This window comes from Pseudomonas sp. CBC3 (assembly GCF_037967085.1).
Classification (GTDB): Bacteria; Pseudomonadota; Gammaproteobacteria; order Pseudomonadales; family Pseudomonadaceae; genus Stutzerimonas.
This window is the reverse complement of the sequence record NZ_JBANEO010000003.1, coordinates 602,962-628,917: the sequence shown is the minus strand read 5'-3', so window position 1 is coordinate 628,917 and position 25,956 is coordinate 602,962. Positions and strand designations below refer to the sequence as shown.

26 protein-coding genes, 1 tRNA gene and 2 pseudogenes are annotated in these 25,956 nt (G+C 58.6%); 8 read left to right on the top strand and 21 right to left on the bottom strand.

From position 1 onward, the window contains the following. Positions 1-103 precede the first annotated feature (103 nt). Positions 104-1,534 (top strand): M48 family metalloprotease, encoded by a 1,431-nt coding sequence (locus V6943_RS15565; protein ID WP_131650215.1) that lies wholly within the window; start codon positions 104-106, stop codon positions 1,532-1,534. A 31-nt stretch (positions 1,535-1,565) separates the two neighbouring features. Here V6943_RS15565 and nadA read toward each other — a convergent pair whose 3' ends face one another. The 17 genes from nadA to aspS form a co-directional block, all read right to left on the bottom strand. Then, on the bottom strand, positions 1,566-2,624 hold the full coding sequence (gene nadA, locus V6943_RS15560) for a quinolinate synthase NadA (RefSeq protein ID WP_131650214.1): 1,059 nt from the start codon (positions 2,622-2,624) through the stop codon (positions 1,566-1,568). Between the two features lie 237 nt (positions 2,625-2,861). Continuing rightward, a complete protein-coding gene (locus tag V6943_RS15555) occupies positions 2,862-4,358 on the bottom strand; it encodes an acetyl-CoA hydrolase/transferase family protein (RefSeq protein WP_181101033.1) in 1,497 nt (498 codons plus the stop codon). 197 nt (positions 4,359-4,555) lie between these two features. Then, positions 4,556-4,631: transfer RNA gene (locus tag V6943_RS15550), tRNA-Lys, on the bottom strand. 57 nt (positions 4,632-4,688) lie between these two features. After that, positions 4,689-5,363 (bottom strand): 7-cyano-7-deazaguanine synthase QueC, encoded by a 675-nt coding sequence (gene queC, locus V6943_RS15545; RefSeq protein WP_340554724.1) that lies wholly within the window; start codon positions 5,361-5,363, stop codon positions 4,689-4,691. A 53-nt stretch (positions 5,364-5,416) separates the two neighbouring features. Continuing rightward, positions 5,417-6,064 carry a 7-carboxy-7-deazaguanine synthase QueE gene (gene queE / locus V6943_RS15540; protein ID WP_340554354.1) on the bottom strand — a complete coding sequence of 216 codons (648 nt, stop codon included), beginning with the start codon at positions 6,062-6,064 and terminating at the stop codon, positions 5,417-5,419. A 122-nt stretch (positions 6,065-6,186) separates the two neighbouring features. Next, positions 6,187-7,014: a tol-pal system protein YbgF gene (gene ybgF, locus V6943_RS15535; protein ID WP_340554352.1), complete on the bottom strand. Its 828-nt coding sequence runs from the start codon at positions 7,012-7,014 to the stop codon at positions 6,187-6,189. Positions 7,015-7,020: 6 nt separating this feature from the next. After that, positions 7,021-7,527 (bottom strand): peptidoglycan-associated lipoprotein Pal, encoded by a 507-nt coding sequence (gene pal / locus V6943_RS15530; RefSeq protein WP_131650209.1) that lies wholly within the window; start codon positions 7,525-7,527, stop codon positions 7,021-7,023. A 50-nt stretch (positions 7,528-7,577) separates the two neighbouring features. Next, complete coding sequence (gene tolB, locus V6943_RS15525; protein WP_218568023.1) at positions 7,578-8,834, bottom strand: Tol-Pal system beta propeller repeat protein TolB; 1,257 nt, start codon at positions 8,832-8,834, stop codon at positions 7,578-7,580. Positions 8,835-8,875: 41 nt separating this feature from the next. Then, a complete protein-coding gene (tolA, locus tag V6943_RS15520; protein ID WP_340554350.1) occupies positions 8,876-9,883 on the bottom strand; it encodes a cell envelope integrity protein TolA in 1,008 nt (335 codons plus the stop codon). Beyond that, positions 9,883-10,335 (bottom strand): protein TolR, encoded by a 453-nt coding sequence (tolR, locus tag V6943_RS15515; protein WP_131650206.1) that lies wholly within the window; start codon positions 10,333-10,335, stop codon positions 9,883-9,885. The genes tolA and tolR overlap by 1 nt, the downstream gene beginning before the upstream one ends. Positions 10,336-10,347: 12 nt before the next feature. Then, complete coding sequence (gene tolQ / locus V6943_RS15510) at positions 10,348-11,040, bottom strand: protein TolQ (protein ID WP_131650205.1); 693 nt, start codon at positions 11,038-11,040, stop codon at positions 10,348-10,350. A 2-nt stretch (positions 11,041-11,042) separates the two neighbouring features. Next, positions 11,043-11,486, bottom strand: coding sequence for a tol-pal system-associated acyl-CoA thioesterase (gene ybgC, locus V6943_RS15505; protein ID WP_131650204.1), 444 nt, complete (start codon positions 11,484-11,486; stop codon positions 11,043-11,045). Positions 11,487-11,537: 51 nt separating this feature from the next. After that, positions 11,538-12,590 (bottom strand): Holliday junction branch migration DNA helicase RuvB, encoded by a 1,053-nt coding sequence (gene ruvB / locus V6943_RS15500; protein ID WP_340554347.1) that lies wholly within the window; start codon positions 12,588-12,590, stop codon positions 11,538-11,540. Between the two features lie 4 nt (positions 12,591-12,594). Further along, complete coding sequence (ruvA, locus tag V6943_RS15495) at positions 12,595-13,200, bottom strand: Holliday junction branch migration protein RuvA (RefSeq protein WP_131650202.1); 606 nt, start codon at positions 13,198-13,200, stop codon at positions 12,595-12,597. Positions 13,201-13,267: 67 nt separating this feature from the next. Next, positions 13,268-13,792: a crossover junction endodeoxyribonuclease RuvC gene (gene ruvC / locus V6943_RS15490; RefSeq protein WP_131650201.1), complete on the bottom strand. Its 525-nt coding sequence runs from the start codon at positions 13,790-13,792 to the stop codon at positions 13,268-13,270. Between the two features lie 178 nt (positions 13,793-13,970). After that, entirely contained in the window at positions 13,971-14,717 is a 747-nt protein-coding gene (locus V6943_RS15485) for a YebC/PmpR family DNA-binding transcriptional regulator (protein ID WP_340554344.1), read from the bottom strand. Between the two features lie 77 nt (positions 14,718-14,794). Beyond that, positions 14,795-16,570, bottom strand: a complete 1,776-nt coding sequence (gene aspS / locus V6943_RS15480) for an aspartate--tRNA ligase (protein WP_340554342.1) — start codon at positions 16,568-16,570, stop codon at positions 14,795-14,797. Positions 16,571-16,946: 376 nt separating this feature from the next. Between aspS and V6943_RS15475 the strand changes: the two genes are divergently transcribed. The 3 genes and pseudogenes from V6943_RS15475 to V6943_RS20495 all read left to right on the top strand — a co-directional run. After that, positions 16,947-17,417, top strand: coding sequence for a Dps family protein (locus V6943_RS15475; RefSeq protein ID WP_131650198.1), 471 nt, complete (start codon positions 16,947-16,949; stop codon positions 17,415-17,417). Positions 17,418-17,688: 271 nt separating this feature from the next. Then, a pseudogene (locus V6943_RS20500) lies at positions 17,689-18,003 on the top strand (cold shock domain-containing protein membrane protein); the annotation flags it as partial. A gap of 108 nt (positions 18,004-18,111) precedes the next feature. Then, a pseudogene (locus V6943_RS20495) lies at positions 18,112-18,318 on the top strand (cold-shock protein); the annotation flags it as partial. A gap of 61 nt (positions 18,319-18,379) precedes the next feature. Here the strand turns inward: V6943_RS20495 and V6943_RS15465 are convergent. Together V6943_RS15465 and V6943_RS15460 are read right to left on the bottom strand one after the other, a co-directional pair. Then, on the bottom strand, positions 18,380-18,586 hold the full coding sequence (locus V6943_RS15465) for a SlyX family protein (protein ID WP_131650196.1): 207 nt from the start codon (positions 18,584-18,586) through the stop codon (positions 18,380-18,382). 4 nt (positions 18,587-18,590) lie between these two features. After that, the gene (locus V6943_RS15460; protein WP_131650195.1) at positions 18,591-19,013 is read right to left on the bottom strand and encodes an HIT family protein; all 423 of its coding nucleotides are present in this window, start codon (positions 19,011-19,013) and stop codon (positions 18,591-18,593) included. 455 nt (positions 19,014-19,468) lie between these two features. Here V6943_RS15460 and V6943_RS15455 point away from each other — a divergent pair, with 455 nt between their 5' ends. The 4 genes from V6943_RS15455 (at position 19,469) to V6943_RS15440 (ending at position 24,127) form a co-directional block, all read left to right on the top strand. Beyond that, positions 19,469-20,719 (top strand): OprD family porin, encoded by a 1,251-nt coding sequence (locus V6943_RS15455; RefSeq protein ID WP_340554722.1) that lies wholly within the window; start codon positions 19,469-19,471, stop codon positions 20,717-20,719. Positions 20,720-20,876: 157 nt separating this feature from the next. Next, positions 20,877-22,592, top strand: coding sequence for a proline--tRNA ligase (locus V6943_RS15450; protein ID WP_340554338.1), 1,716 nt, complete (start codon positions 20,877-20,879; stop codon positions 22,590-22,592). Positions 22,593-22,600: 8 nt separating this feature from the next. Continuing rightward, complete coding sequence (locus tag V6943_RS15445) at positions 22,601-23,548, top strand: hypothetical protein (RefSeq protein WP_181101003.1); 948 nt, start codon at positions 22,601-22,603, stop codon at positions 23,546-23,548. Between the two features lie 6 nt (positions 23,549-23,554). Continuing rightward, on the top strand, positions 23,555-24,127 hold the full coding sequence (locus tag V6943_RS15440; protein ID WP_181101001.1) for a transglycosylase SLT domain-containing protein: 573 nt from the start codon (positions 23,555-23,557) through the stop codon (positions 24,125-24,127). A gap of 85 nt (positions 24,128-24,212) precedes the next feature. On the opposite strand, the gene V6943_RS15435 is transcribed toward V6943_RS15440, so the two are convergent. Further along, on the bottom strand, positions 24,213-24,668 hold the full coding sequence (locus V6943_RS15435; protein WP_131650191.1) for a TlpA family protein disulfide reductase: 456 nt from the start codon (positions 24,666-24,668) through the stop codon (positions 24,213-24,215). A gap of 32 nt (positions 24,669-24,700) precedes the next feature. Further along, positions 24,701-25,921 carry a virulence factor BrkB family protein gene (locus tag V6943_RS15430; protein ID WP_131650190.1) on the bottom strand — a complete coding sequence of 407 codons (1,221 nt, stop codon included), beginning with the start codon at positions 25,919-25,921 and terminating at the stop codon, positions 24,701-24,703. Between the last annotated feature and the right edge of the window lie 35 nt (positions 25,922-25,956).

Here is a 25,956-nt window from a genome sequence, read left to right as displayed (position 1 = left end):
CATCTCCTCGAAAGGAGCGCAGGATACCGACCCGCGCCCGCCCCTGGCCAGCCACCCTGGCACAAGGCTACAGTAACGCTCCTGCCTTCATGAGCCAGTCTGGATGAAATTGCTGCGCCCCACCCTGCTGACACTGGCATGCCTGATTGCGCAGCCGGTCATGGCCAATGATCTGCCCTCTCTCGGCGATTCCAGCTCAGGTATCGTCTCGCCAGAACAGGAGTACCAACTGGGCCGGGCCTGGCTCAGCCTGCTTCGCGGACAGGTTCCGCAATTGTCCGACCCGCTGCTGAAAGACTATCTGGAACGCAGCGTCTATCGCCTGGCCGAGACCAGCCAGCTGCAAGACCGCCGTCTGGAGTTCGTACTGCTCGAAAGTCCGCAGCTGAACGCGTTTGCCGCGCCGGGCGGAATCATCGGAGTCAATGGCGGCCTGTTTCTTCATGCCCAGACTGAAGCCGAATACGCCTCGGTACTGGCGCACGAACTAGCGCATCTGTCCCAACGCCACTTCGCACGTGGCCTGGAAGCACAAAAGCGGATGCAGCTGCCGCTGATGGCAGCGATGCTTGCGGGGGTCGTAGCGGCCGCAGCCGGCGCGGGTGACGCAGGCATCGCCGCGATTGTTTCGACTCAGGCCGCGGCAATCCAGGCACAACGACGCTTCTCCCGACAGAACGAACAGGAAGCCGATCGCATCGGCATCGTCAATCTCGAACGAGCAGGTTACGACCCTCGCGCCATGCCGCAGATGTTCGGTCGTCTGATGCGCCAGTATCGCTACGACCAGAAACCGCCCGAATTCCTCCTGACCCACCCGGTCACGGAATCGCGCATCGCCGATACCAAAAACCGCGCCGAACAGTTTCCGGCTGGAGGCGTGCAAGACAGCCTGCGATATCAGCTGATGCGTGCAAGAGTCGACCTTAAATTTGAAAGCACACCCGGCCTCAGCGCCAAGCGCTTCCGAGCCATGCTCAATGAAGACGAAAGCCTGGATGCTGCTCGCTACGGCCTGGCGCTGGCTCAGATCAAGAGCGGCCAACTCTCGGACGCCGCCGCCAGCCTGCAACCGTTACTGGCGGAGTCGCCGGACGAAGTCAGCTACAACCTGGCGCAGATCGAGTTGGATATCACCGCCAACCGACTGGCCGCAGCCCGCGAGCGAACCCAGACCCTGCTCGATCTCTACCCCAGCAGTTACCCGGTACGCCAAGCGCATATCGATCTACTGATAAAGGAAGACAAGCTGCAAGAGGCCGAGCGAGAGCTGGACAAGCTGGTCGAAGCACGCCCCAAGGACCCGGACATTTGGTATCAGGTTTCGGAGATCCGCGGACTTACCGGAAACATACTGGGGCTGCACCAGGGCCGAGCTGAATTCTTCGCCCTGGTCGGAGATTACGATCAGGCTATCGAGCAACTGGATCTCGCTAAACGCCGATCGAGCAATTTTCAAACAGCCGCACGTATCGACGCCCGGCAGAAACAGCTGATCGAAGAGAAGCGAATGATTGAGGAGATGCTGCGCTGAGCGTGCAGCACCTACCTCGACGACAATGATGTCAGGCGTTGCCAGCCTGCTTGATACGCGCAGCCTGAGTGAAGTCCAGCATGCGCTTGAGCGGCTTGACCGCCCGCGGAACCAAGGCTGGATCGACGAATATCTCGTTGCTGCCGGTGCGCAGGCAATGCAATGTACGCTCGAGCGTGTTCATCGCCATCCACGGGCAATGCGCGCAGCTACGGCAGGCGGCTCCGCTACCCGCCGTCGGCGCCTCGATGAACGCCTTATCAGGACAAAGCTGTTGCATCTTGTAAAAGATGCCGCGGTCGGTGGCAACGATGAAAGTTGGATTCGTCAGCGTCTGGGCCGCCTTGATCAGCTGACTGGTGGACCCAACGGCATCCGCCAGAGCGATCACCGATTCAGGTGATTCAGGGTGAACCAGAACGGCAGCGTCCGGATACAGCGCCTTCATATCCTCCAGCTGCTTCGCCTTGAATTCTTCGTGGACGATGCAAGCCCCATCCCAAAGCAGCATGTCGGCTCCGGTTTCACGCTGCACATAGCTGCCGAGATGTTTGTCTGGAGCCCAGATGATCTTCTCGCCGTTGTCCATCAGGCTTTCGACGATTTCCAGCGCACAACTCGAGGTAACTACCCAGTCGGCCCGAGCCTTCACAGCCGCCGAAGTATTGGCATAGACCACGACAGTACGCTCTGGATGCTGATCACAAAAAGCCGAAAACTCTTCCACCGGGCAACCGAGGTCCAGCGAGCAGGTGGCGTCCAATGTCGGCATCAGCACCCGCTTTTCAGGATTGAGGATCTTCGCCGTCTCACCCATGAACTTGACGCCCGCGACCACCACGGTCTGCGCCGAGTGTTCGTTGCCGAAGCGGGCCATCTCCAGCGAATCGGAAACACAGCCTCCGGTTTCCTCGGCGAGCGACTGGATCACCGGGTCGGTATAGTAATGCGCCACGAGCACCGCATTCTGGCGCTTCAACTCGACAGCGATATCGTCGCGCAATTGCGCTTCCTGCTCGGGCGACAGCGGCTGGGGTTGTTTGGCTGCCAGGTGAGCCTGCACAAGAATGCGTTCGGGTATCTGCGTCATATTCGCGGTCCTGCAAAAGCGCGTTATTGCATGAAGCGCCGAGTATACCCGGCCAGCCTGTTCGAATCGGACGAGGCGAAAGAGGAAGACAGTGCGAGGTGCAGTCCGCCGCTCCCTGCCCGCTCAAGGGGCAGGAATACTAGCTGAAGCGTCTGCAAAAGGGAAAGCGAGGGGGCAAACGAAGGGTGTTTAGGCTCACCCAAATGAAAACCGCCGGCATTTGCCGGCGGTTATCGATCACTTGTCTTTGAGCATATGACCGCGTTCTTCCAAATTGATGTGCCAGTTCATGGCTTCGCGCAACATATGTGGAGTCTGGCCGCCCTTGTCGCATGCGCCTTCGAAGTAATTGTTCAGCGCATCACGGTACGAAGGATGGACGCAGTTATCTATGATCACACGGGCCCGTTCGCGGGGCGCCAGGCCACGCAGATCCGCCAGGCCTTGCTCGGTGACGAGAATTTCCACGTCGTGTTCGGTGTGGTCGACATGCGCAACCATCGGCACAACACTGGAAATGTTGCCGCCCTTGGCGATCGACTTGGTCACGAAGATGGCCATGTGAGCGTTACGCGCGAAGTCACCGGAACCACCGATGCCATTCATCATCTTGGTACCGCCGACATGCGTCGAGTTGACGTTGCCGTAGATGTCGAACTCCAGAGCGGTGTTGATTCCAACGATACCCAGACGACGCACCAGCTCCGGATGGTTGGAGATTTCCTGCGGACGCAGCACCAGCTTGTCCTTGTACTTCTCCAGGTTGCCGAATACGCGATCGTTGCAGCGCTCGGACAGGGTAATGGAGCAACCGGAAGCGAACTTCATCTTGCCAGCATCGATCAATTCGAAGGTGCAGTCCTGCAGCACTTCGGAGTACATCACCAGATCTTCGAACGGCGAGTCGATCAGACCACATACAACGGCATTGGCGATGTTACCGATACCCACCTGCATCGGACCAAGGTTCTTCGCCATGCGGCCTTCATCGACTTCTTTCTTGAAGAATTCGATCAGGTGATTGGCGATGGCCTGGGTTTCTTCGTCTGCTGGCGTGACGGTGGAATAAGAATCCGGCTGCTCGGTAATGACGATAGCGGCGATCTTGGCCGGGTCGACCGGAATGGCGGCAGTGCCGATACGATCGTCGACCTTGGTCAGTGGGATCGGACCACGGTTCGGACGCTCGCCCGGGAAATAGATGTCGTGCAGACCTTCCAGATTCAGGTTATGTGCAAGGTTCAGCTCGACAATGATCTTGTCGGCGAACACCGCCAGATTGGCGGAGTTACCTACTGAGGTAGTCGGGACGATGTGACCCTGCTCAGTGATGCTTACGGCCTCGATGATGGTCACGTCCGGACGCTTGATTTGGTTGTTGCGCATCTGCTCAACGGTGTGGGAGAGATGCTGGTCTATGAACATGACCTCGCCCAGGTTGATCGCCTTGCGCAGGACGGCATCCGCCTGGAACGGTCCACGGCGAGCCAACAAACCGGCTGCAGCCATTTTTCCATCCAGGTCGTTACCGAGGCTGGCGCCTGTGATGAGACTGATCTTCAGCTTTTCGTCCTTGGCGCGATCGATCAACGCCAAAGGCACAGCTTTAGCCTCACCCGCACGGGTAAAGCCGCTCATGCCGACGGTCATGCCGTCTTGAATAAGAGTAGCGGCCTTTTCGGCGCTCATGACCTTGCTCTGCAGGGAGGACAAGCGGATGCGATCAGAATACATTTGAGCCTCAAACCAACGGACAATCGGGAGGTCGCAGTCTATTACGTTTAATCTCGGCTGAGTCACAGACCAAGGTCGTAGTGAAAAACGCCTTTTATAACCGACGGAAATAACCCGTTTTGACTGCTGTGAATTGCGAACATAAAAAAGCCGGATGACCTAGCGGTCTCCGGCTTTTCGGCTCCCTAAGGAGAATATGGTGGGTCGTGTAGGATTCGAACCTACGACCAATTGGTTAAAAGCCAACTGCTCTACCAACTGAGCTAACGACCCAATGCGGGGCGCATGATACTGATTTGATTGATTAAATCAAAGTTTTTTTGGAAGAAATTAACGGTAGCGAGTCGGATCCGAAAGGCCGGCCTGCTCAAAACCTGCGGCTCGCAAACGGCAGCTGTCGCACTTTCCACAAGCACGCCCATCATTGTCGGCCTGATAGCATGAGACGGTCATCGCATAATCAACACCCAGACGGGCACCAGCCTGGACGATCTCCGCCTTGCTCAAGTTCTGCAAGGGAGCACGAATGGTAAAGCCCTGCCCCTCCACGCCAGCCTTGGTCGCAAGATTGGCCATGCGCTCGAAGGCATCGATGAATTCTGGACGGCAATCTGGATAACCGGAGTAGTCGACGGCATTGACTCCAATGAAAACATCCTGAGCGCCGAGCACCTCAGCCCAGCCCAACGCCAAGGAGAGAAACACGGTGTTGCGTGCCGGCACGTAGGTTATCGGTATGCCTTCCTCCGACGCCTCCGGCACCTCGATGCTACTGTCGGTGAGTGCCGAGCCCCCTATGCCATCGAGATTCATGCCGATGACCTTGTGTTCCACCACGCCCAATTGGCGAGCAACCCGCTCGGCAGCCTGCAGCTCCGCACGGTGACGCTGACCATAATCGAAGCTCATGGTGTAGCAAGCGTAACCTTGCGCTTTGGCCATCGCGACAACGGTCGCAGAATCGAGCCCGCCCGAAAGGAGGATTACGGCTTTCTTGTCAGTCATTATGTTTACCTGTGAGAACTTCGGCTCCAGGATCAAAGCCGCTCCGGCGTACATTAATGGCCGGGCGCATCGTTCCAGAGAATTTTGTGCAGTTGAAGCTGCAAACGCACCGGAAGATTGTCGCTGACGATCCAGTCAGCCAACGCTCTGGCATCGACTTGCCGATGGCTAGGCGAAAACAGCACCTCACCAGCACGAGCATCCAGCCGGTACTCGATAAGCTTGGATACAGCCCAGTCGTAATCTTCGCGTGAACAAATTACGAACTTGATCTGATCGTTTTGCGTCAGCTGACCGATGTTCGCGTACAGATTGCGGCCCATCTCGCCTGACGCCGGCGTCTTCAGATCAACGACCCGGCTTACTCGCGTGTCGGTACCGGAAATATCCAGCGCACCACTTGTCTCCAGTGAAACTTCATAGCCCGCGTCGCAGAGCTCGCGCAGCAGCGGCAGACAGTTCGGTTGAGCCAGCGGTTCGCCGCCCGTGACACAGACGTAGCGGGGCTTATAGGACGCGACCCGCTCGAGAATTGCTTCGAGCGGCATGATCTCGCCACCACTGAAAGCGTAGGCGGTATCGCAGTAATGACAGCGCAGGGGGCAGCCGGTCAGGCGGACGAACACAGTAGGCAGGCCACTGGTACGGGTCTCCCCCTGCAGCGAGTAGAAAATCTCGGAAATTCGCAGGGTATTTTGCATATCAGCCACGGGCGTGACGGCTAAACAGGCCATCCGCCTCCGTTGCGGGAAAAGGGCAGCGATTCTAACGAAAAAACCCGCTCAATGGGCGGGTTTTTGTTACCTGATGCCAACGTATCGGCTTATCGATTCAGTTGGCGCTGAGCCAACTGCGCAGCCGAGCTGTTCGGGTAGTCGGCAATGACTTGACGAAGAATCCCGTCAGCCTTGTCACGATTACCCAGCCGCACCTCGACATCCGCAAGCTTGTACAGCGAGTCAGGAACCTTGTTGTGCTGAGGATACGCCTGACTGACCTTCGCGAATGCCTGGCCGGCCCCCTGCAAATCTCCCTTGGCGAGATTGACCTCGCCCAGCCAGTACTGTGCATTACCGGCATAGGGGCTTTGGGGATATTTACGCAAGAAGGCGGAAAAAGCCTGGCTAGCCTTATTGAAATCCTTCGCCTTGATCAGATCGAAGGCTGCGTCGTAGTACAGCTTTTCCCTTTCAGGATCAGCCGATTGATTGCTCGCCTGATCTTGCACAGAGGCATTCACGGGCCCTTGCACTGCACCACCGGCATTACTGCTGCCCGCGGCTGACGAATTCTGGTTGGCCAAACCGCCTGATGCGGCGTTCGACAAACGACTATCCAAATCCTGATAACGCTCCAGCCCTTCCTGTTTCAGGCGCTGGATCTCGTTCTGTTGCACTTCCAGCATGCCGCGCAGTTGCGCAATTTCTTCTTGCATCTGCTGCAACTGAACGAAAAGCATGCCCTGCGCCGAAGACGGAGCCGATGCTCCGCCTCCGACATAGGCACCGCTAGTATCTGCCCCGGTGGAATAACCCGACTCAGGCACACCGCTTTGGGTTTGCGAGTCATATTCGACCACTGGGACTTGAGCCGCCGCAAAAAGAGGCAAACCAAGCGCAATAAGCGTCAGAGCGTAACGGTGCTTGAGCATGACTTATTACTTACGCAGCTCAACGCGACGGTTCTGAGCCCACGACTGCTCGTCGTTGCCCATGGCAACCGGACGCTCTTCACCGTAGGAAACCAGTTCCAGCTGAGCGGGAGATACGCCCTGCAGAACCAGGTAACGCTGAACGGCCTTCGAACGACGCTCGCCCAGAGCCATGTTGTACTCGCGAGTACCGCGCTCGTCGGTGTGGCCTTCCAGAACGACACGGTTGCCAGCGGACTTCAGATCCTTGGCATGAACGTCCAGAGCGCGCATAGCTTCCGGCTTCAGGTCCGAGCTATCGTATTCGAAGTAGAAAGTAGTGATAGCGCGCAGAGCAGCTTCTTCGCCACCCATGCTGCCGTCGACAGCACCGCTGTCAGCGCCGTAGCCAGCGTTCGGATCAATGGCGGAAGAACCTTCGCCAGAGTCGTCGCCACCCTTGGACGAACAACCAACAGCTACGGCCATAGCCAGAGTCAGCGCAGCGAACTTACCGAATTTCAGCATTTCCATGTGTAACAACCCCAGTTGTGTTTTTGGTTAGGTAAAGCGTTGATACCGCATCAGTTCAGGTAAGGGGACCACGATGGCTCACGGACTTCGCCTTGAGCAGTAGGAAGCGGGAGCCTAACTCGACCATTGATTGATACGAGCATCAAGACTCCCCGGCCCTGCTGGCGGGTCGCGTAGATTAGCATGGTGCCATTAGGCGCAACAGTGGGCGACTCATCTAAACTCGTATCTGAGAGTAGCCGTAAATTGCCGCGCTGCAGGTCCTGTGCCGCCACCTTGAAATTGGTATAGCCCTCCTGGCGATGAATCATCACCAGCGTCTTTTCATCTGCCGATAGTTTCGGGTTTGCATTGTAGTTACCAACGAAAGTGACTCGTTCGGCATTATTGCTACCCAGACGCTGCTTGTAGATCTGTGGCTTGCCCGCACGATCCGAGGTGAAGTAGATAGTCTGACCGTCGGCGCCCCAGAAAGGCTCCGTGTCAATTGCGTAATGATTGGTGAGTCGCTGCAACTGACGCGACCCAAGATCCATCACGTAGATTTCCGGGTTGCCATCCTTCGACAGCACGAATGCCAGGCGATTGCCGTCCGGCGAGAATGCCGGCGCACCATTGAGCCCTTCGAAGTTAGTAATCTGCTCGCGACGCCCCGTGTCGATGTGCTGCATGAAAATACGTGGACGTTTCTGTTCGAAAGAAACATAGGCGATGCGACGGCCATCCGGCGAATAGCGCGGCGACAGAATCGGCTCACGTGATTGCAGCAGGGTCACGGCGCGCGCACCGTCGTAGTCGGAACGCTGCAGCGTGTAACGCGTATTGGTGCCGCCGAGACGTTCAGCAGTAACGTAGAGCAAGCGCGTGGAGAACGCGCCCTTGATGCCCGTCAGCTTTTCGAACGCCTGATCAGCCGCGAAATGCGCCATATCCCGCAGCTGATCCTGACCGCCACCCACGGTACCCGTCATGACCTGCTGTTCGGTGGTCACATTGAACACCTCGTAGCGGATCTGCAGTTTGCCGGCCGAAGGCTCGATGTTGCCGACCATCACGTACTGGGCACCCAATGCCTTCCAGTCACGGAAAATGATTTCGCTACCGCGCGTCGGCAGACTGATCATGTTCTGCTTGGGAATCGGCTGGAAAATACCGGTATTGCGCATGTCATTGCCGATGATTTCTGCCATGTCTTCCGGCAGCACAGTGCCGCCCTGCCAACCGAACGGCACAACCGCGATCGGAATCGCACGATCGGTACCGCTGGTGACGACAATGTTCTTCTCCTGTGCCACGGCACTGCCCATCACGAACAGGAAAAAGACGATAAAACCTCGAAGGTAATTGATCACAACGCTAGATCCTCAGGCGTAAATGTCATCGTGAACGAGCGATACGGCTGAAACTCCTGGGCAGTGAGCCCCTGCATTTCGGTCAGCCGACCAATATTCTTTACCGCTGCGACCGCCGAATTATCGAACGGCGCATCGCCACTCGAACGCGAAACGGTTGCAGCAGTGATGGTGCCATCCGGCAGCATGTTGACCCGGAGCGTTACCGACATGTTGTTCCGGGCCGATGGCGGTCGGGTCCAGCCCTCTGCCGCACGCATACGAATCAGGTCATCGAAGTTACCAGCTACCTGATCGCCTTGAGTGTCAGCCATGGCCTGCTGCCGCTCCGTGTCTTCAGACAACAGTTCGGCAAGAGCTTGCGCCTTCTTGTCCTCGGCAGCCTTGCGAGCAGCCTCGGCTGCTGCTTTCTTCTTGGCTTCTTCGGCGGCCTTTTTCTTCGCAGCTTCAGCTGCCGCCTTTTTCTTTGCGTCCTCTGCCGCTTTCTTTTTCGCGGCCTCGGCAGCAGCTTTCTTCTTGGCTTCTTCGACAGTCTTTTTCTTGGCCGCCTCGTCAGCCGCTTTCTTCTTGGCGATATCCGCCTGTTTTTTCTGCTCGGCTAGTTTCTTGGCTTCTTCGGCTTTTTTCGTCTCCGCGGACTTCTTTGCCGCGTCAGCCTTCGCTGCTTCGGCCTTTCGAGCCTCGTCCGCCTTCTTTTGTTCCGCTGCCTTGGCGGCGGCCTGCTTCTGCTGCTCGGCCTTGCGCTGTTCCAGCTGTTCGGCTTCGTACTGCTTGGCCGCCGTTTTCTGAGCCTCACCCGCAATTTTCTGATTCGTCTGAGTCGTAGCTTGGCTCTGAGATTTGAGCTGGTACAAGGTCGCCTGAACGATGGGCTTGGATGGCGGCAGCTCCGGCGTCATGGCGAAGCTGACGAAGAGCATTCCGAAAATAACGATGTGTAGACCGACCGCCAGAATGGTGGGCCAGTAGTAGCTCTCCGAGCGTGAACGTTCCGGCTGTTGCATTAAGGCGCCTCGGTGATCAAGCCGACGTTACCGACACCCGCTTCCTGCAGCCCGCCCATGGCAGACATCACCGAACCGTAGTCCACCGCCTTGTCGCCGCGCACGAACACCTGAACCTGCTTACCCTGGCTACGGTTCTGGTTCATGATTGCGGTGACCGCCTTGGTCATCTCATCCAGTGTCAGGGCCTGATCCTGGACGGTTTCGGTGTCCACTTCGCTCCCGATGTTCCAGAAGTAAGTCTTGTCCGCCTTGATCGAAATGGTCAGTACTTGAGCATCGTTATCCTGAGGCAGGACTTCGCTGCTGACCTTGGGCAGATCGACCTTTACACCCTGATTGAGCATCGGCGCGGTCACCATGAAGATGACCAGCAGCACCAGCATCACGTCGATGTAAGGCACCACGTTCATCTCGGCGACAGGTTTGCGTCTGTTACGAATTCTGGCCATGGCCTGGGGGCCTCAATCTTCGGTGGTGTGAACTTTGCGATGGAGAATCGCCTGGAACTCATCGGCGAAGGTGTAGTAACGACCGATGAGCATCTCGCCACGCGCGGAGAAACGGTTGTATGCGATGACCGCAGGAATTGCGGCGAACAGGCCGATCGCAGTAGCGATCAATGCCTCGGCGATGCCGGGCGCGACAGTGGCGAGAGTCGCCTGCTGCACCTGCGCCAGCCCGCGGAACGAATTCATGATGCCCCAGACGGTACCGAACAGACCGATGTAAGGACTGGTAGAGCCAACGGTCGCGAGGAACGGCAAACTCTGATCGAGCTTTTCTTCTTCGCGGGAAATGGCGACGCGCATAGCCCGGTTCACCGCATCCATCACGGCATCGGGATCCACACCCTGCTGCTGGCGCAGGCGGGAAAACTCCTTGAAGCCGGCGCGGAAGATCTGCTCGACACCCGAATCAGGATCAGGATTACTGCCAGCCTGGCGGTACAGTTTGGAAAGGTCGATACCGGACCAGAAACGTTCCTCGAAGGTGTCCAGCGAGCGCTTGGCGGCACGCAGCATGTTGCCGCGCTGGAAGATGATGATCCAGGACATCACCGAGGCCGCCACCAGGATCAGCATGACCAGCTGAACCACAAAGCTGGCGTTGCTGATCAAGCTCCACATGGACATATGATCGACGTTGGGTTCCACGCTTAATCTCCTGCAGGGGGTAGACCCGACCCGGCGAAGGCTGAGCGCAACGCTTCGGGAATAGGTCGGGGCTTCAAACTCTCGGTACGCACACAGGCGACCAGAAACTGCCCTTCACAGAGCAGCAAATTATCCTTGGCGCGTCGTACCTGCTGCCTGAAATGCAGGCTGGCGCGCTTTATTTTTACAACCTCGGCAGTTACCAGTAACTCGTCGTCCAGCCGCGCCGGCGCGTGATAACGCGCTTCGCTCGAATGCACGACGAAAAGCAGGTCTTCGCCCGCCAGCTGCGACTGGGCGAAACCCAGGTTGCGCAACCGCTCGGTGCGGGCCCGCTCCATGAACTTGAGGTAATTGACGTAATAAACGATGCCGCCGGCATCGGTATCTTCGTAGTACACCCGACACCGATGAGTGAAGGGTTGAGCATCCGATTCCGCGCGCATACTAGAGCCAGGCCCCGTAAATTCCAATCGGGTGGGACAAGAATATTTTCTTCACTTTGTGTCGCCGTCGAACAGGTCCGCTACTGGCGAATCGCCCAGGCGTTTCGGCAGGTTCAGGCCGAAATGCAGATAGGCATGCCGGGTGACCACGCGCCCGCGCGGCGTACGCATGATGTAGCCCTGCTGGATCAGATAGGGTTCGAGCACGTCTTCGATGGTGTGGCGCTCTTCGCTAATGGCGGCTGCCAGATTGTCGATGCCCACTGGCCCGCCATCGAACTTCTCGATTAATGTCAGCAGCAACCGTCGGTCCTGATGATCCAAGCCGCGCTCGTCCACATCGAGCATGTTCAGCGCGAGATCCGCTGTACGGCGGGTAATCTCACCATTTCCACGAACTTCAGCAAAATCCCGCACCCGACGCAGCAGGCGGTTGGCGATACGCGGAGTGCCGCGAGCACGCCGGGCAATTTCGAAAGCGCCTTCGGCCTCGATAGCCAGGCCAAGGATGCCGGCCGAACGGCTGACGATGGTCGCCAGATCGGCCGTGGAATAGAACTCCAACCGCTGCACGATACCGAAGCGATCACGCAGCGGATTGGTGAGCATGCCCGCACGAGTGGTGGCGCCAACCAACGTGAAGGGCGGTAGGTCGAGCTTGATCGAGCGCGCCGCAGGGCCTTCGCCGATCATGATGTCCAGCTGAAAATCTTCCATCGCCGGATACAGCACTTCTTCAACGATGGGCGACAACCGATGAATCTCGTCGACGAAGAGCACATCGCCCTGCTCCAGATTGGTCAGCAGCGCGGCCAGATCACCGGGCCGCTCCAGCACGGGGCCGGAAGTGCTCTTGATCGAGACACCCATCTCCTGCGCAATGATATTGGCCAGGGTCGTCTTGCCGAGGCCCGGCGGGCCGAAGATCAGGGTGTGATCAAGGGCCTCGCCGCGCCCGCGGGCCGCACGGATAAACAGATCCATCTGCTCGCGCACGACCGGCTGGCCGATGTATTCGGCCAGACTCAGTGGGCGGATGGCACGGTCGAATTGTTCTTCGCGGTCGCGGCCAGTGGCGGTAATCAGACGATCGGCTTCGATCATGCGCTTACACCATTCCCTTCAGGGCACGGCGGATCAGATCTTCACTACTCAAATCGTCTTCCTGTACGGCGGATACGGCACGGCTGGCCTCTTGCGGCTTGAACCCAAGGGAAATCAGCGCGCTGACCGCATCATTCTCGGCGCTTGAGACTGCCATATTCGAGCGGGGTTCCACCACCAGAGGTGCGATGGACGGCATGCTCTCCCAGGCTTTGAAGCGATCTTTCAACTCCACCAGCAGCCGCTCGGCTGTCTTCTTGCCGACGCCCGGAATCTTCACCAGCGCGGAGGTGTCCTGAGCCTGCACGCAGCGCACCAGTTCGTCCACTTCAAGGCCCGACATCAATGCCAGCGCCAGCTTGGGGCCGACGCCATTGAGCCGGATCAGTTCGCGAAACAGCTCGCGGTCACGCTTTTCGGCGAAGCCATAAAGCAGTTGCGCGTCCTCTCGCACTACCAGATGGATGTGCAGCGTTACCGGCTCACCGACAGCAGGCAAGCGGTAGAGCGTCGTCATCGGCACCTCGACTTCATAACCGACGCCATTCACATCCAGTATCAGATGCGGCGGCTGTTTCTCCGCCAGGGTTCCGCGCAAACGTCCAATCACAGTTATCCATTCCTCTCTCGGCTGAAGGAGTGCCGTCAGCCATTGTCTTGCTATCCGGCACTAGCTACTACAAACGCAAGCGCCCTGCCCTGCGCTTGGCACCGGCCAGCCCGTGCGGGATGAGACTCTGCCGATGATGCGCATGGCACAAGGCGATCGCTAGCGCGTCTGAGGCATCGATCTGTGGCTTTTTCACCAATTTCAGCAGGTGCATCACCATCATCTGCACTTGCACTTTGTCGGCACCACCGGTTCCGGCAATCGCCTGCTTGACCTGGGTGGCGGTGTACTCGGCTATCTCCAGACCCTGTTCGGCAGCAGCCACTATCGCGGCGCCTCGGGCCTGTCCAAGCTTGAGCGCAGAATCAGCGTTGCGCGCCATGAAGACCTGCTCGATACCCATGGTCACCGGGCCGTGAAGGCGGATCACCTCGCTGACACCAGCGAATACTGCCTGCAGCCGGGCGGATAGCTCACCACTGCCGGTGCGGATGCAACCGGATGCCACGTACTCACAACTGCGGCCGGTATCGCGCACCACGCCGTAGCCAGTGATGCGAGAGCCGGGATCGATCCCGAGGATGAGCGTCATGCGGTCGCCGTACTGTCTATTTATCCAGCCGCGAGTATAAAGGTACAGTCGCGGCGAGAGCTACCGGAACAATGCCGACGACCGCACGCATCAAAGGCGCACAAATGAAGAAGCCGGAAACACGCAAACGGTGCTCCCGGCTTTCAGCTTCGATTCCTGACTTCTTACCAGTGCCCAATCACTCCAACTGCTCCATGATTTCGTCGGAAATCTCGGCGTTGTGGTAGACGTTCTGCACGTCGTCCAGATCTTCCAGCGCATCGATCAGGCGTAGCACCTTCTGCGCGGTTTCCAGATCGGCGAGCGGTGCGGCAATCGAGGGGATCATGGCGATTTCCGCCTCCTCACCCTTGAAGCCGGCCGCACTCAGCGCCTCGTTGACGGAATGGAAATCGGCAAAGCTGGTGGAGACCAGCGCCGAGCCATCGTCGCCCATTTCCACATCATCGGCACCGGCTTCCAGCGCCGCTTCCATCAGCGCATCTTCGTCCACGCCCGCGGCAAAGCTGATCTGCCCTTTGCGATCGAACATGTAGGCAACCGAGCCATCGGTGCCAAGGTTGCCGCCGTGCTTGCTGAAGGCATGACGCACTTCGGCCGCGGTGCGATTGCGGTTGTCGGTCATGGCCTCGACGATGATGGCCACGCCACTAGGCGCATAACCTTCGTAGCTCAGTTCGACGACATTGTCGGCCTCGTTATTGCCGGCGCCGCGGGCGATGGCGCGGTCGATCACGTCCCGCGACATGTTGGCGACCAGTGCCTTGTCTACCGCCAGGCGCAGGCGCGGGTTATCCGCCGGAATTGCGCCACTTTTGGCGGCAACTGTCAGCTCACGAATGAGCTTGGTGAAAATCTTGCCGCGCTTGGCGTCCTGGCGCCCCTTGCGGTGCTTGATGTTGGCCCATTTGGAATGACCAGCCATAACTGCCTCCCTCTTCGATCAACTTTCTTCTCGCTGAAACGGAGAAGCCCAGGTTTCCCTGGGCTCCGGCTCTGCGGTTATTCGGCTTTAGGCTGCTCGCGCAGGCGAATGTGCAACTCGCGCAGCGCCTTGGCATCCACCGCACCCGGCGCCTGGGTCATGACGTCCGCCGCGCTCTGGGTTTTCGGGAAGGCGATTACTTCACGAATCGATTGCGCGCCAGTCATCAGCATCACTAGGCGATCAAGGCCGAAGGCCAGGCCACCGTGCGGCGGCGCGCCGTATTTCAGCGCATCGAGCAGGAAGCCGAACTTCTCGTTCTGCTCCGCTTCGTCGATACCCAGGATACGGAATACGGTCTGCTGCATGTCCTTGCGGTGGATACGGATGGAACCGCCACCCAGCTCGGTGCCGTTGAGCACCATGTCGTAGGCACGCGACAGCGCCGCTCCCGGATTGGCTTCCAACTCCTCGGGGCTGCACTTGGGCGCGGTGAAAGGATGGTGCAGTGCCGACAGCGAGCCGTCGTCGTTTTCCTCGAACATCGGGAAGTCGACCACCCACATCGGCGCCCATTCGCAAGTCAGCAGGTTCAGGTCGTGACCCAGCTTGATGCGCAACGCACCCAGCGCTTCGGAAACGATCTTGGCCTTGTCTGCACCGAAGAAGACGATGTCGCCATCGACCGCACCCACGCGATCGAGAATCGCATTGAGGTTGGCTTCGGGGATGTTCTTGACGATGGGCGACTGCAGGCCTTCAACACCCTTGGCGCGCTCGTTGACCTTGATGTAAGCCAGGCCCTTGGCGCCGTATATGCCGACGAACTTGGTGTAGTCGTCGATCTGCTTGCGCGGCATGCTCGCACCGCCCGGCACGCGCAGTGCGGCAACACGGCACTTGGGATCGTTGGCCGGGCCGGCGAACACTTTGAATTCGACATCCTTGAGCTGGTCTTCCACATCGATCAGTTCCAGCGGAATACGCAGGTCCGGCTTGTCCGAACCGTAGCGGCGCATGGCTTCTTCGAACGGCATATGCGGGAACTCGCCGAACTCGACGCCCAGCACTTCCTTGAATAGCTTGCGCACCATGCCTTCGGTGATGCCGATGATGTCGGATTCATCAAGGAAGCTGGTCTCGATGTCGATCTGGGTGAATTCCGGCTGACGGTCGGCCCGCAGGTCTTCGTCGCGGAAGCACTTAGCGATCTGATAGTAGCGATCGAAGCCGGCCACCATCAGCAACTGCTTGAACAGCTGCGGCGACTGCGGCAGGGCGAAGAAACTGCCGGGATGGGTGCGGCTGGGAACCAGATAGTCGCGGGCGCCTTCAGGGGTGGCGCGGGTCAGGATCGGCGTTTCCACATCGAGGAAGCCGTTTTCATCGAGATAGCGACGAATGCTGGTGGTGATGCTCGAGCGCAGTTTAAGCTTCTCGGCCATTTCCGGGCGGCGCAGGTCGATGAAGCGATAGCGCAGGCGGGTTTCCTCGCCCACGTCGCTGTATTCGTTGAGCGGGAACGGCGGGGTTTCTGCCTCGTTCAGTACTTCCAGCTCATAGCCCAACACTTCGATGGCACCAGAGGCCATGTTCGGGTTGCGTGCGCCTTCCGGGCGCAGGCGGACCTTGCCGGTGATTTTCACCACATATTCGCTGCGTACCCGGTCGGCGGCTGCAAACGTCTCGGCGCGATCGGGATCGAACACCACCTGGGCCATGCCTTCACGATCACGCACGTCGAGGAAGATGACCCCGCCGTGGTCGCGGCGGCGATGGACCCAACCGCAAAGAGTGATTTCCTGGCCGTCCAGGCTTTCGTTCAACTGGCCGCAATAGTGGCTGCGCATCATGGTGGGGTTCGCTTCTCGTATCTTGGAAATTCGTTGGGTCGCTCGATTCGCGACTGGCAGACGGAGCCCAAATGGCGCTCCACCTGGGATCGATCGCTCATCGGCACAGAGCCAGAGCTGCCGGCAGACATCAGTACGCGGCTACCCTTACGGCAGACGGGCCGCCCGACACAAGCGCGGGATTATATCTGCATAATCGCTTCAACGCAGCCGACTCTGAACGCTTGCCCATCGAAGCAATAGCCAATCCGCATTGAACCCAACGCCTACTGGCGCCTTCCAACCAACAGACCGTTACCGGCGTCAGTGCGCCGCTCACTGTTAGCCGTCGTTTTCTGGCATAACTGTCAGTCAATTCATCCAAAGGGAGAGAACCATGGAAATTAATATTGGTATTGCCGAACAGGATCGCGCCTCCATTGCAGATGGTTTGTCCCGCCTGCTGGCCGACACCTACACGCTTTATCTGAAGACGCACAACTTCCACTGGAACGTGACGGGGCCGATGTTCAACACCCTGCACACCATGTTCGAGACGCAGTACACCGAACTGGCCCTTGCGGTGGACGATATCGCCGAGCGTATCCGCGCCCTGGGCTTCCCCGCGCCCGGCACCTACGCCGCCTACGCGAAGCTGTCTTCGATCAAGGAGCAGGAGGGCATTCCATCCGCAGAGGACATGATCAAGTTGCTGGTTGAAGGACAAGAAGCCGTCGTCCGGACCGCGCGCGGCATCTTCCCGCTGCTGGAAAAAGTCAGTGACGAGCCCACCGCCGACCTTCTGACTCAGCGCATGCAGATTCATGAAAAAACTGCCTGGATGCTGCGCAGCCTGCTTGCCGCCTGATACGAGGCGCAACCTCCGCTGCAAGCGGGATGGTCGAAGCATGGCCATTCCGCTTGGCAAATGACACGAAGCTCGCCGCTAACGGCGTGACACCCGCCCCAACCCCTTCCCGATGCCTCGATGGGCAAGCCATTTGAGCACCGCCTTCCTTTACTGTTAAATACGCGCGCGTCGCAGCTTGGGCATTCAATTAAGGCGATCGCATACCACTCAATTTCCTCCGCCCAAGCCTGCCGCTTTCTGTCGTGCTATTTAACTGTGAGTCATAAGAATGCTTAAGATCATCCATGTATTAACGGGCGTTGTTGCCCTGACGCTGTCATTCGTACCCAGTATTACCGGGGCAATGCCCTTGCTGGTACAACCCGAGGCATTGAGCCTGCTGTTTCTAGGTCTGCTGAACGTACAGCTTGCATCCGCTCAGGCGAACAGCCACGGGCGTAGCCGCCCTGTTCTACTCGGCGCTTCTGTGCTGCTGATTATCGCGGTTGTGATCCAGGCTGCGATTCTGTTGCTTCCCGTCGTTGCCATTGCGGGACAACCAGCAACCCTGGCCAGCCTAGTGCTCGCATTCATCGCCGTCCTGCTGCAACTGGCTGCAACGCAATCAGTAAATGCACGTACCACCAACCGCAGCCCATCCTCGCATCGCAGAAGCCAGCACAAGAACGCCACGGCGCCGGCTGCTAGTACCGCCGGGCGCGAAGCAGGCACGGTCAAATGGTTCAACACCTCGAAAGGTTTCGGTTTTATCTCCCGCGATAGCGGTGATGACGTGTTCGTCCACTTCAGAGCCATCCGAGGCGAAGGCCACCGGGTACTGGTAGAAGGTCAACGCGTCGAATTCGCCGTCATGATGCGCGACAAAGGTCTCCAGGCCGAAGACGTGGTCGCAATCTAGTCAGACCACCGACGTCGAACGCCAGAACAGTGCTGGCGTTCGTCACCCTGCGCCGCAGCCTTCAATAATGCGGCGGAGGCGCTTCATCCTCCTCGCCCCCCATCCTGCTCTGCATGTCTTCCTGCCGCCTGGCCAGCACACCCAGCTGCGCTTGTAGCCGCTCGACGGTACGCTGCTGCGCAAACAGCACATCACTCAAGGTTTGGATCGTGTCGTCCTGAAAAGCCAGGCGCGCCTCGAGATCGGTGATGCGTTGTTCCATCTCCATTACGTCACTCCGCAAAACGAAAATTGTCAGTGAGCACCAGCTTCAGCTTCTGCCTTATCGCATCGACCTGCACCTCACTATAAGGATTGGCCGGCTTGTGACCCCAGACGGGCGCTGGCCAGGCGGCATCACCCCGACGCCGGGCGATCACGTGCATATGGAGCTGATTCACCACGTTGCCCAAGGTCGCGACATTCATCTTGTCTGCGCCGAAGGTGTCCTTCAGCGTTTCAGCCAGCGCCGTCGCCTCTCGCCAAAGCGCCTGCTGATCCGCCGCGTCCAGTTGAAACAGCTCACTGACCTCCTCACGGCGCGGCACAAGAATGAACCAGGGGTAATTGGCATCGTTCATCAGCAGCAAGCGACACAGCGGAAAATCACCCAGATTCAGCGTGTCCTGCTCCAGGCGTGAATCGAGAACGAACATAACGGCACTCCTGTTCATATGGGGAACCGGCAGCAGCGAAGCCGCACCGGATCGTCAGATAAGATACTCCAACGCTCCAGCGCCAGCAGCCGAGCAAAGCGCACCAATTCGGGACTGCCACCGACGACAAAGCCCCGCTATAGAGCGGGCCGAGGCGCGCAGCAGTCAGTTTTCCTGCAACGGGGCAGCTTTTCATTCTGTGCACGGTTATTGCTTTGCGGTAAAAAGCCCCACGCGAGGGGGCAGAAAAACGTAAAAAGCTGGAGTAAGCTTGCTGTCGCTAGTTTCCCCAGCTACACAATAATTCTCGGAAATACATTCCCAGAGTTGTTGCAGGTTTCGACCAGCTAGGTAAACAAGGACTGCAATTGAGCTTGTATACCGAAAATAAGATGCCTCTTTCCCGCCACAAGCAGGAAAGCAAGCACCAATTTGAACCAAAGGAGCAATCACTCATGCAAGTGATGAAGTGGAGCGTCATCGCCCTGGCCGTAGCCGCGGGCACATCCCAAATGGCATTCGCCAGCCAGCAATCTGAATCTAACGGTTTCGTGGAAGATGCGAAGCTGGATCTGCTGCTGCGTAATACCTACTGGAACCGCGATTATGCAGACGGAGTTCCAGACCGAAACACATGGGCTCAAGGTTTTATCGCAACCTTTGAATCCGGCTTTACTCAAGGCACTATTGGCGTGGGCATCGATGCCTACGGTTTGCTGGGTGTGAAGCTCGACGGCGGCCAAGGCGATATGTTCCCGGGTGAGCGTTTCGACTGGGAAGACGACCTCTCCGAAGCCGGCGCGGCAGTCAAACTTCGCCTCTCCAATACCACAGCCAAGTACGGTAACCAGTTCGTTAACTTGCCGGTAATCGCGTCTGACGATTCGCGCCTGCTTCCGCAAGCTTTCACCGGCACGCTGGTCACCAGCAGCGAAATCGAAGGCCTGGAACTCAGCGCCGGTCGCTTCACTGCAGACAGCCCGATGGGCTCGCCCGCACGCGATCCCAACGGCCTGAATAGCCTCAACGTCTTTGGCGGTACTTATGCCCTCAACGAAAATCTGAGCGCCTCTCTGTACTTCTCCGACGTCGAAGAGACTTACGACAAGAAGTATGCAAACGTCAATTACGTGATGCCGCTGACTGAAGATCAGTCGCTGACTTTCGATCTCAACTACTACAAGACGGATGATATCGATCAGCGCTTCAGTGCAGATGGATCGGAAGTAGATGACAACACCATCTGGAGCCTATCGGCTAAATACGCGATTGGTGCTCACGCTTTCATCATCGCCCACCAGCGCGTGTCGGGTGACACCGGCTATCTGTACGACAATGGCGATGGCGGCGGCGCCATCTGGGTTGCCAACTCCTTCCTTTCGGACTTCAACAACAAAGACGAAAGATCCTGGCAGGCGAGCTACGAGCTGGACTTCACTGGCTACGGTATTCCCGGCTTGTTCTGGAAAACCGCCTATCTGCGCGGCGACAATATCGACGCGGAGTACTATGGCGGCAGCGGCGAAGCAACTGAGCGCGAATTCTTTAACCAAGTGTCCTATACATTCCAGAACGGCGCTGCGAAGGATCTGACCCTTAGAGCACGTAACTCCATTCTGCGCACGAGCAACGACCTGAACGGTCCGTACCTGCCTGACACTAACGAATGGCGCTTGTATGCCATTTACCCACTGAGCATCCTGTAACCCAGGCGCCCAGTCTGTACTAAGCGAAACGGAGCCCGGCGAAAGCCGGGCTCTTTCGTTCCAGCAACAGCTCCCCACCCACATTCTGTACGTCGCATCCTGAGCGCCGTACAATGCCGAGCTAAATTTCCCGCTCTGCAAGGACACAACGGCCCTCATGCGCACCAGTCAGTTCCTGCTTTCGACCCTTAAAGAAACGCCTTCCGATGCAGTGGTCATCAGCCATCAATTGATGCTGCGTGCAGGCATGATCCGCAAGCTGGCGTCCGGCCTCTACACTTGGATGCCGATGGGCCTGCGTGCGCTGCGCAAAGCCGAGGCCATCGTTCGCGACGAGATGAACAAGGCCGGCGCACTGGAAGTCCTGATGCCCGCAATCCAGCCCGCCGAGCTTTGGCAGGAATCGGGCCGTTGGGAGCAATATGGCGCCGAGCTGCTGCGCCTGAAGGACCGCCATGACCGTGAGTTCTGTGTCGGCCCGACTCATGAAGAAGTCATCACCGATCTGGCCCGCAACGAGCTGAACAGCTACAAGCAGTTGCCGATCAACTTCTATCAGATCCAGACCAAATTCCGTGACGAGATCCGGCCGCGCTTCGGTCTGATGCGTGGGCGCGAGTTCATCATGAAGGACGCTTACTCCTTCCATGCGGACCAGCAATCGCTGCAGCAAACCTATGACCGCATGCACCAGGCGTACTGCAATATCTTTGCTCGCCTGGAGCTGAATTTCCGTCCCGTGCAGGCTGATACCGGATCGATCGGCGGCACCGGCTCGCATGAATTCCACGTACTGGCTGAATCCGGCGAAGACGATATCGCGTTCAGCGACAGCTCCGACTACGCCGCCAACATCGAGAAGGCCGAAGCCATCCCACGCGAAACGGAGCGCGGCGCGGCGACCGAAGAGCTGCGCTTGGTCGATACACCGAACTGCAAAACGATTGCTGCGCTGGTCGAGCAGTTTCAGCTGCCCATCGAGAAAACCATCAAGACGCTCGTTGTACAGGGGGTCGAGAAAGGCCAGCTGGTTGCTCTGGTCGTGCGTGGCGACCATGAACTGAACGAGATCAAGGCGGCGAACCTGGCTCAGGTTGCCAGCCCGCTGGTGTTCGCTTCCGATGCTGAGATCCGTACCGCCATTGGCGCAGGTCCCGGTTCGTTGGGCCCGCTGAATCTACCGATCAGCTGCGTCATCGACCGTTCGGTCGCGCTGATTAGCGACTTCGCAGCCGGCGCCAATCTGGAAGACAAGCACTATTTCGGCATCAACTGGGAGCGCGACCTGCCTCTGCCGCAGGTCGCCGACCTGCGCAACGTGGTAGCAGGCGATCCCAGCCCCGATGGCGTGGGCACTCTGGTGATCAAGCGCGGCATCGAGGTCGGGCATATCTTCCAGCTAGGTACCAAGTACAGCGAGGCGATGAACTGCAGCGTCATGGGTGAGAACGGCAAGCCGGTCACCCTGACCATGGGCTGCTACGGCATCGGCGTATCCCGTGTGGTCGCCGCGGCCATCGAGCAGAACTACGACGAGCGCGGCATTCTTTGGCCTGAGGCGCTGGCACCCTTCCAGATCGCCCTGGTGCCAATGAAGTATGAAAATCAGGCCGTTCGCGAAGCGACCGATAAGCTCTATGCGGAGCTCACCGCCGCCGGCTACGACGTACTGCTCGATGACCGTGACAAAAAGACCAGTCCCGGCGTCAAATTCGCCGATATGGAGTTGGTGGGCATCCCGCATCGCATCGTCATCGGCGATCGTGGACTTGCCGACGGCACGCTGGAATACAAGCATCGTCGCGATGCCGAAAGCCAGGCCGTCGCTGCCGCCGACATCCTCGAGTTCATCAATTCACGCGCCAGTCGCTGACGGACATCATGCACAACCGAAGTGCTTCACTCTGCGCCACGCTTTGCGTGGCGCTTTTTATGGGTGGCTGCGCCAACCAGCTGCCTCAACGCAGCGAACACGAAGCCCGTACCGAACGCAAACTGCTCGACCACAGCCTTCGCATCGAAGTGGGAGAGCCCTTGCTGGAGCTACCGCAGCGGCGTATCCGCGTGCTCGACCAGAAGACCTTCGAAGTCACTGATTTCGAAGTGACCCGCCGCTATGATCGCTACACGCCTTATCAGGCGTGGCGCGAGCTGTACGAGATTCCGCTGGGAGCAGTCGCAGTGGTCGCCGGGGTCGGCGCCAACGTGCTCAACGTGGCCCTGCTCGGCAAAATACCGGAAAGCGCCACGCGCGGCTGGATCAACTACGGTTTTGCTGGCCTCAACCCGTTCGTCAACGTCGAGTCCAACGGACGTTCGCAGCAGAACCTTGCCAGCCTCGACGAACAGCGCCGCGATACTCGCCTCGAATACTCCAGCCTGCCTTGGGCCGAGCGCCCCGTGCTGGTCGTTGCCGGCCCCGAAACCCATGAGCTGAGCACTGACCGCAACGGAGTGTTGCGGCTCAACCTGCTCGATGGCTCGTTCGCCGATCAGGACATCAGTCAGATCGGCAAGCTCCACCTGCAGGTCGAGGATCCACAGGACTCGACCCGTGCCGATGCGATGCTGCTGGTCAGCCGTAGTCTGCGCGGCAAGCTGCTCGAAGCCCACGACCTGATTTTCAACGATCTCGAGGGCGATGACGTCAGCCAGTGGGTGCATCGCGTCAAGCGGCTCTCGGAGCTTGGCCTCGAGGAAGAAGCCAGCGAACTCGAGCAGAGCCTGATCGAGCTGACCCGCAATGATCCTGATTTGCAGCAGGAGTTTCTTCGCAGCCTGATGCAGGACGCTGGCCGCCAGGCCAGCGATCCGGGCGAAGACGGCTGATCCATCGTGACGCCGCTGCGCTACGCATTGCTACTTGTGCTGGTCGTCGCCGGGCCAGTGTCCGCCAACGTTCGCCAGGCACCCGAGCCGGAATTGCGCGAACTGATGCAACGCACCGTAGCGGAAGCCGAGAGTTTCCAGGATCGCTTCGAGGCGGAAGTCTGGCTGATGGATATGTCGACCCGCCTCAAGCGCTACGTTCGCGACCCGCAAGAACGGTTGACGCTACTGCGACTGGTGCACCAGGAGGCCAGCAAGGCGGGTTTGAAACCTGACCTGGTGCTTGCGCTCATACACGCCGAAAGTCATTTCGACCGATTCGCCATTTCCAGCGTCGGTGCGCAAGGCATGATGCAGGTGATGCCATTCTGGAAGGCCGAATTGGGGCGCCCGCAGGACAATCTCACCGACAACGCCACCAACCTGCGCTACGGCTGCACCATCCTCAGCTACTACCTGAAAAAGGAAAAAGGCGACATCAATCGCGCCCTGGCCCGTTACAACGGTAGCCTCGGCAAGAACCACTACCCGGCGAAGGTGATCGGCTTCTGGCAGGACTTCTGGTACGTGAAGCCCTAAGGGCAGCGGCAAGCTGCAAGCAGAAGCGCCACCGTCCCCTGCTGCCCTGCTCTTAACTTGTGGCTTGAAGCTTGAAGCTCGACCGCTACCTCCCTAACTTTGCCAGATGCTCCTGCAGGCCCTCAGCGGTTTGTTCGCCGACCAGCTGATGACGCACCTTGCCGTCGCCATCGACGATATAGGTCACCGGTAGCACCGCGCTGCGCGGCAGATCCAGGCGTTCGGCGGGGTCGACGCTGAGGACTCGAAAACCGATGCCCAGGTCCTTGGCTGCCGCAGCCAGTTCCTCCCCCTGCAGGCCGTCGAAATTGACGCCGAGAACGGTGATGTCGTCGTGTGAGTCGTCCAGCGCATTCAGCTCGGGGATTTCCGTCCGACACGGGCCGCACCACTCAGCCCAGTAATTGATCAACAGCCATTGACCCTCGAGTTGCTGCGCCGTGACGTCGGCACCGTGCTGGTCGGGGCCCCAGTCTTCTGCACATCCAGTCAGCGCCAGGCAGGCGAGCAGACCGAATACACCAATGGAGCGCTTGATCATCTTCGTTTCCTTGCAATGCTGAATTGTCTCGTTCAAACCCGTCGCGCCTGCAGCCAGTCGGCAACACTGCCACCGAACAGGTTCGCCTGCTCCTTCTGTAGCAGCTCCAGCGACTGTTTCAGCGTCGGGTACCAGGGTTCGTCCAGCTGCTCCGGCAAGGCATGGTTACCCGAGAGCGGCCAGGGATTGGAGCGCAACAGCTGATCGAAACTGTAATGATTGAGATCGCGACACAGGACCCATCCGGACGACCCGGTCCGACAGACGAGTTGTTCCCGTTCGAAGAATTCGAAAATTTCATCCCACTCATCTTCGGGTAGTTGCCAACCGCTTCGATGCGCATCACGCAAGCGTACCTCGCGCCCAGCCTTCTGGCTTTCGTGCAGCACACGCAGCAACCCGAGCATGACCAGAAGGCGCGGTACCGAGCGACGCCGCCATTGCTGCGACGAAGACATACCGCAGACCAGCTCCGCACCAAACAACACGATCATCCAGGACAGATAAACCCACAGCAGAAACAGCGGTACCGCGGCGAAAGCCCCGTAGATCAGCTGGTAGCTGGGAAAATAGCTCACATACAAACCGAACAATTGCTTGGCCGCTTCGAACAGAACCGCCGTGAAAGTACCGCCGACAACCGCATGCCGTAACGGCACCCGGGTGTTCGGCACCGCTGCGTAGATCAGCGTGAAGGCCGCGACGCTGAGCACCAGCGGCATCGCCTTGAGTACGGTACGGGCGCCAATCAATGCATGGGGGCCGGAGATCAGCGACAAGGATGTGATGTAGGTGCTCATGGCGAACCCCGCTCCGAGCAGCAGCGGACCGAGGCTGAGGATGGCCCAGTACAGAAGGAAGCTCGAGATGCCACGGCGTGGCTGTCGCACCCGCCAGATTACGTTGAACGCCTTTTCGATGGTCAACAGCATCATCAGCGCGGTCGCCATCAGAAACCCCACGCCAAACCAAGTGAGTTGCCTTGCCTGATTCGTGAAGGCGACCAAATATTCTTGAATGGTTGCGCCCGTGGAAGGGATGAAGTTTCGGAAGATGTACAGCTGGATCTGCTCGCCGACGCCCTGAAATGCGGGGATGGCCGAAAGCATGGCGAAGGTGACCGTCATCATCGGCACCACGGCGAACAGTGTCGTGTAGGTCAGCGCGGCGGCACTGTGCGGGCCACGGTCCGCCAGGAAGCGTTGCACCAGGAAACGGCCGAACTCGACGAAATCATTGATCCGTTGCTGCATTCCATCCCCTTGATGACCCGGTCGTTCCAACCCTG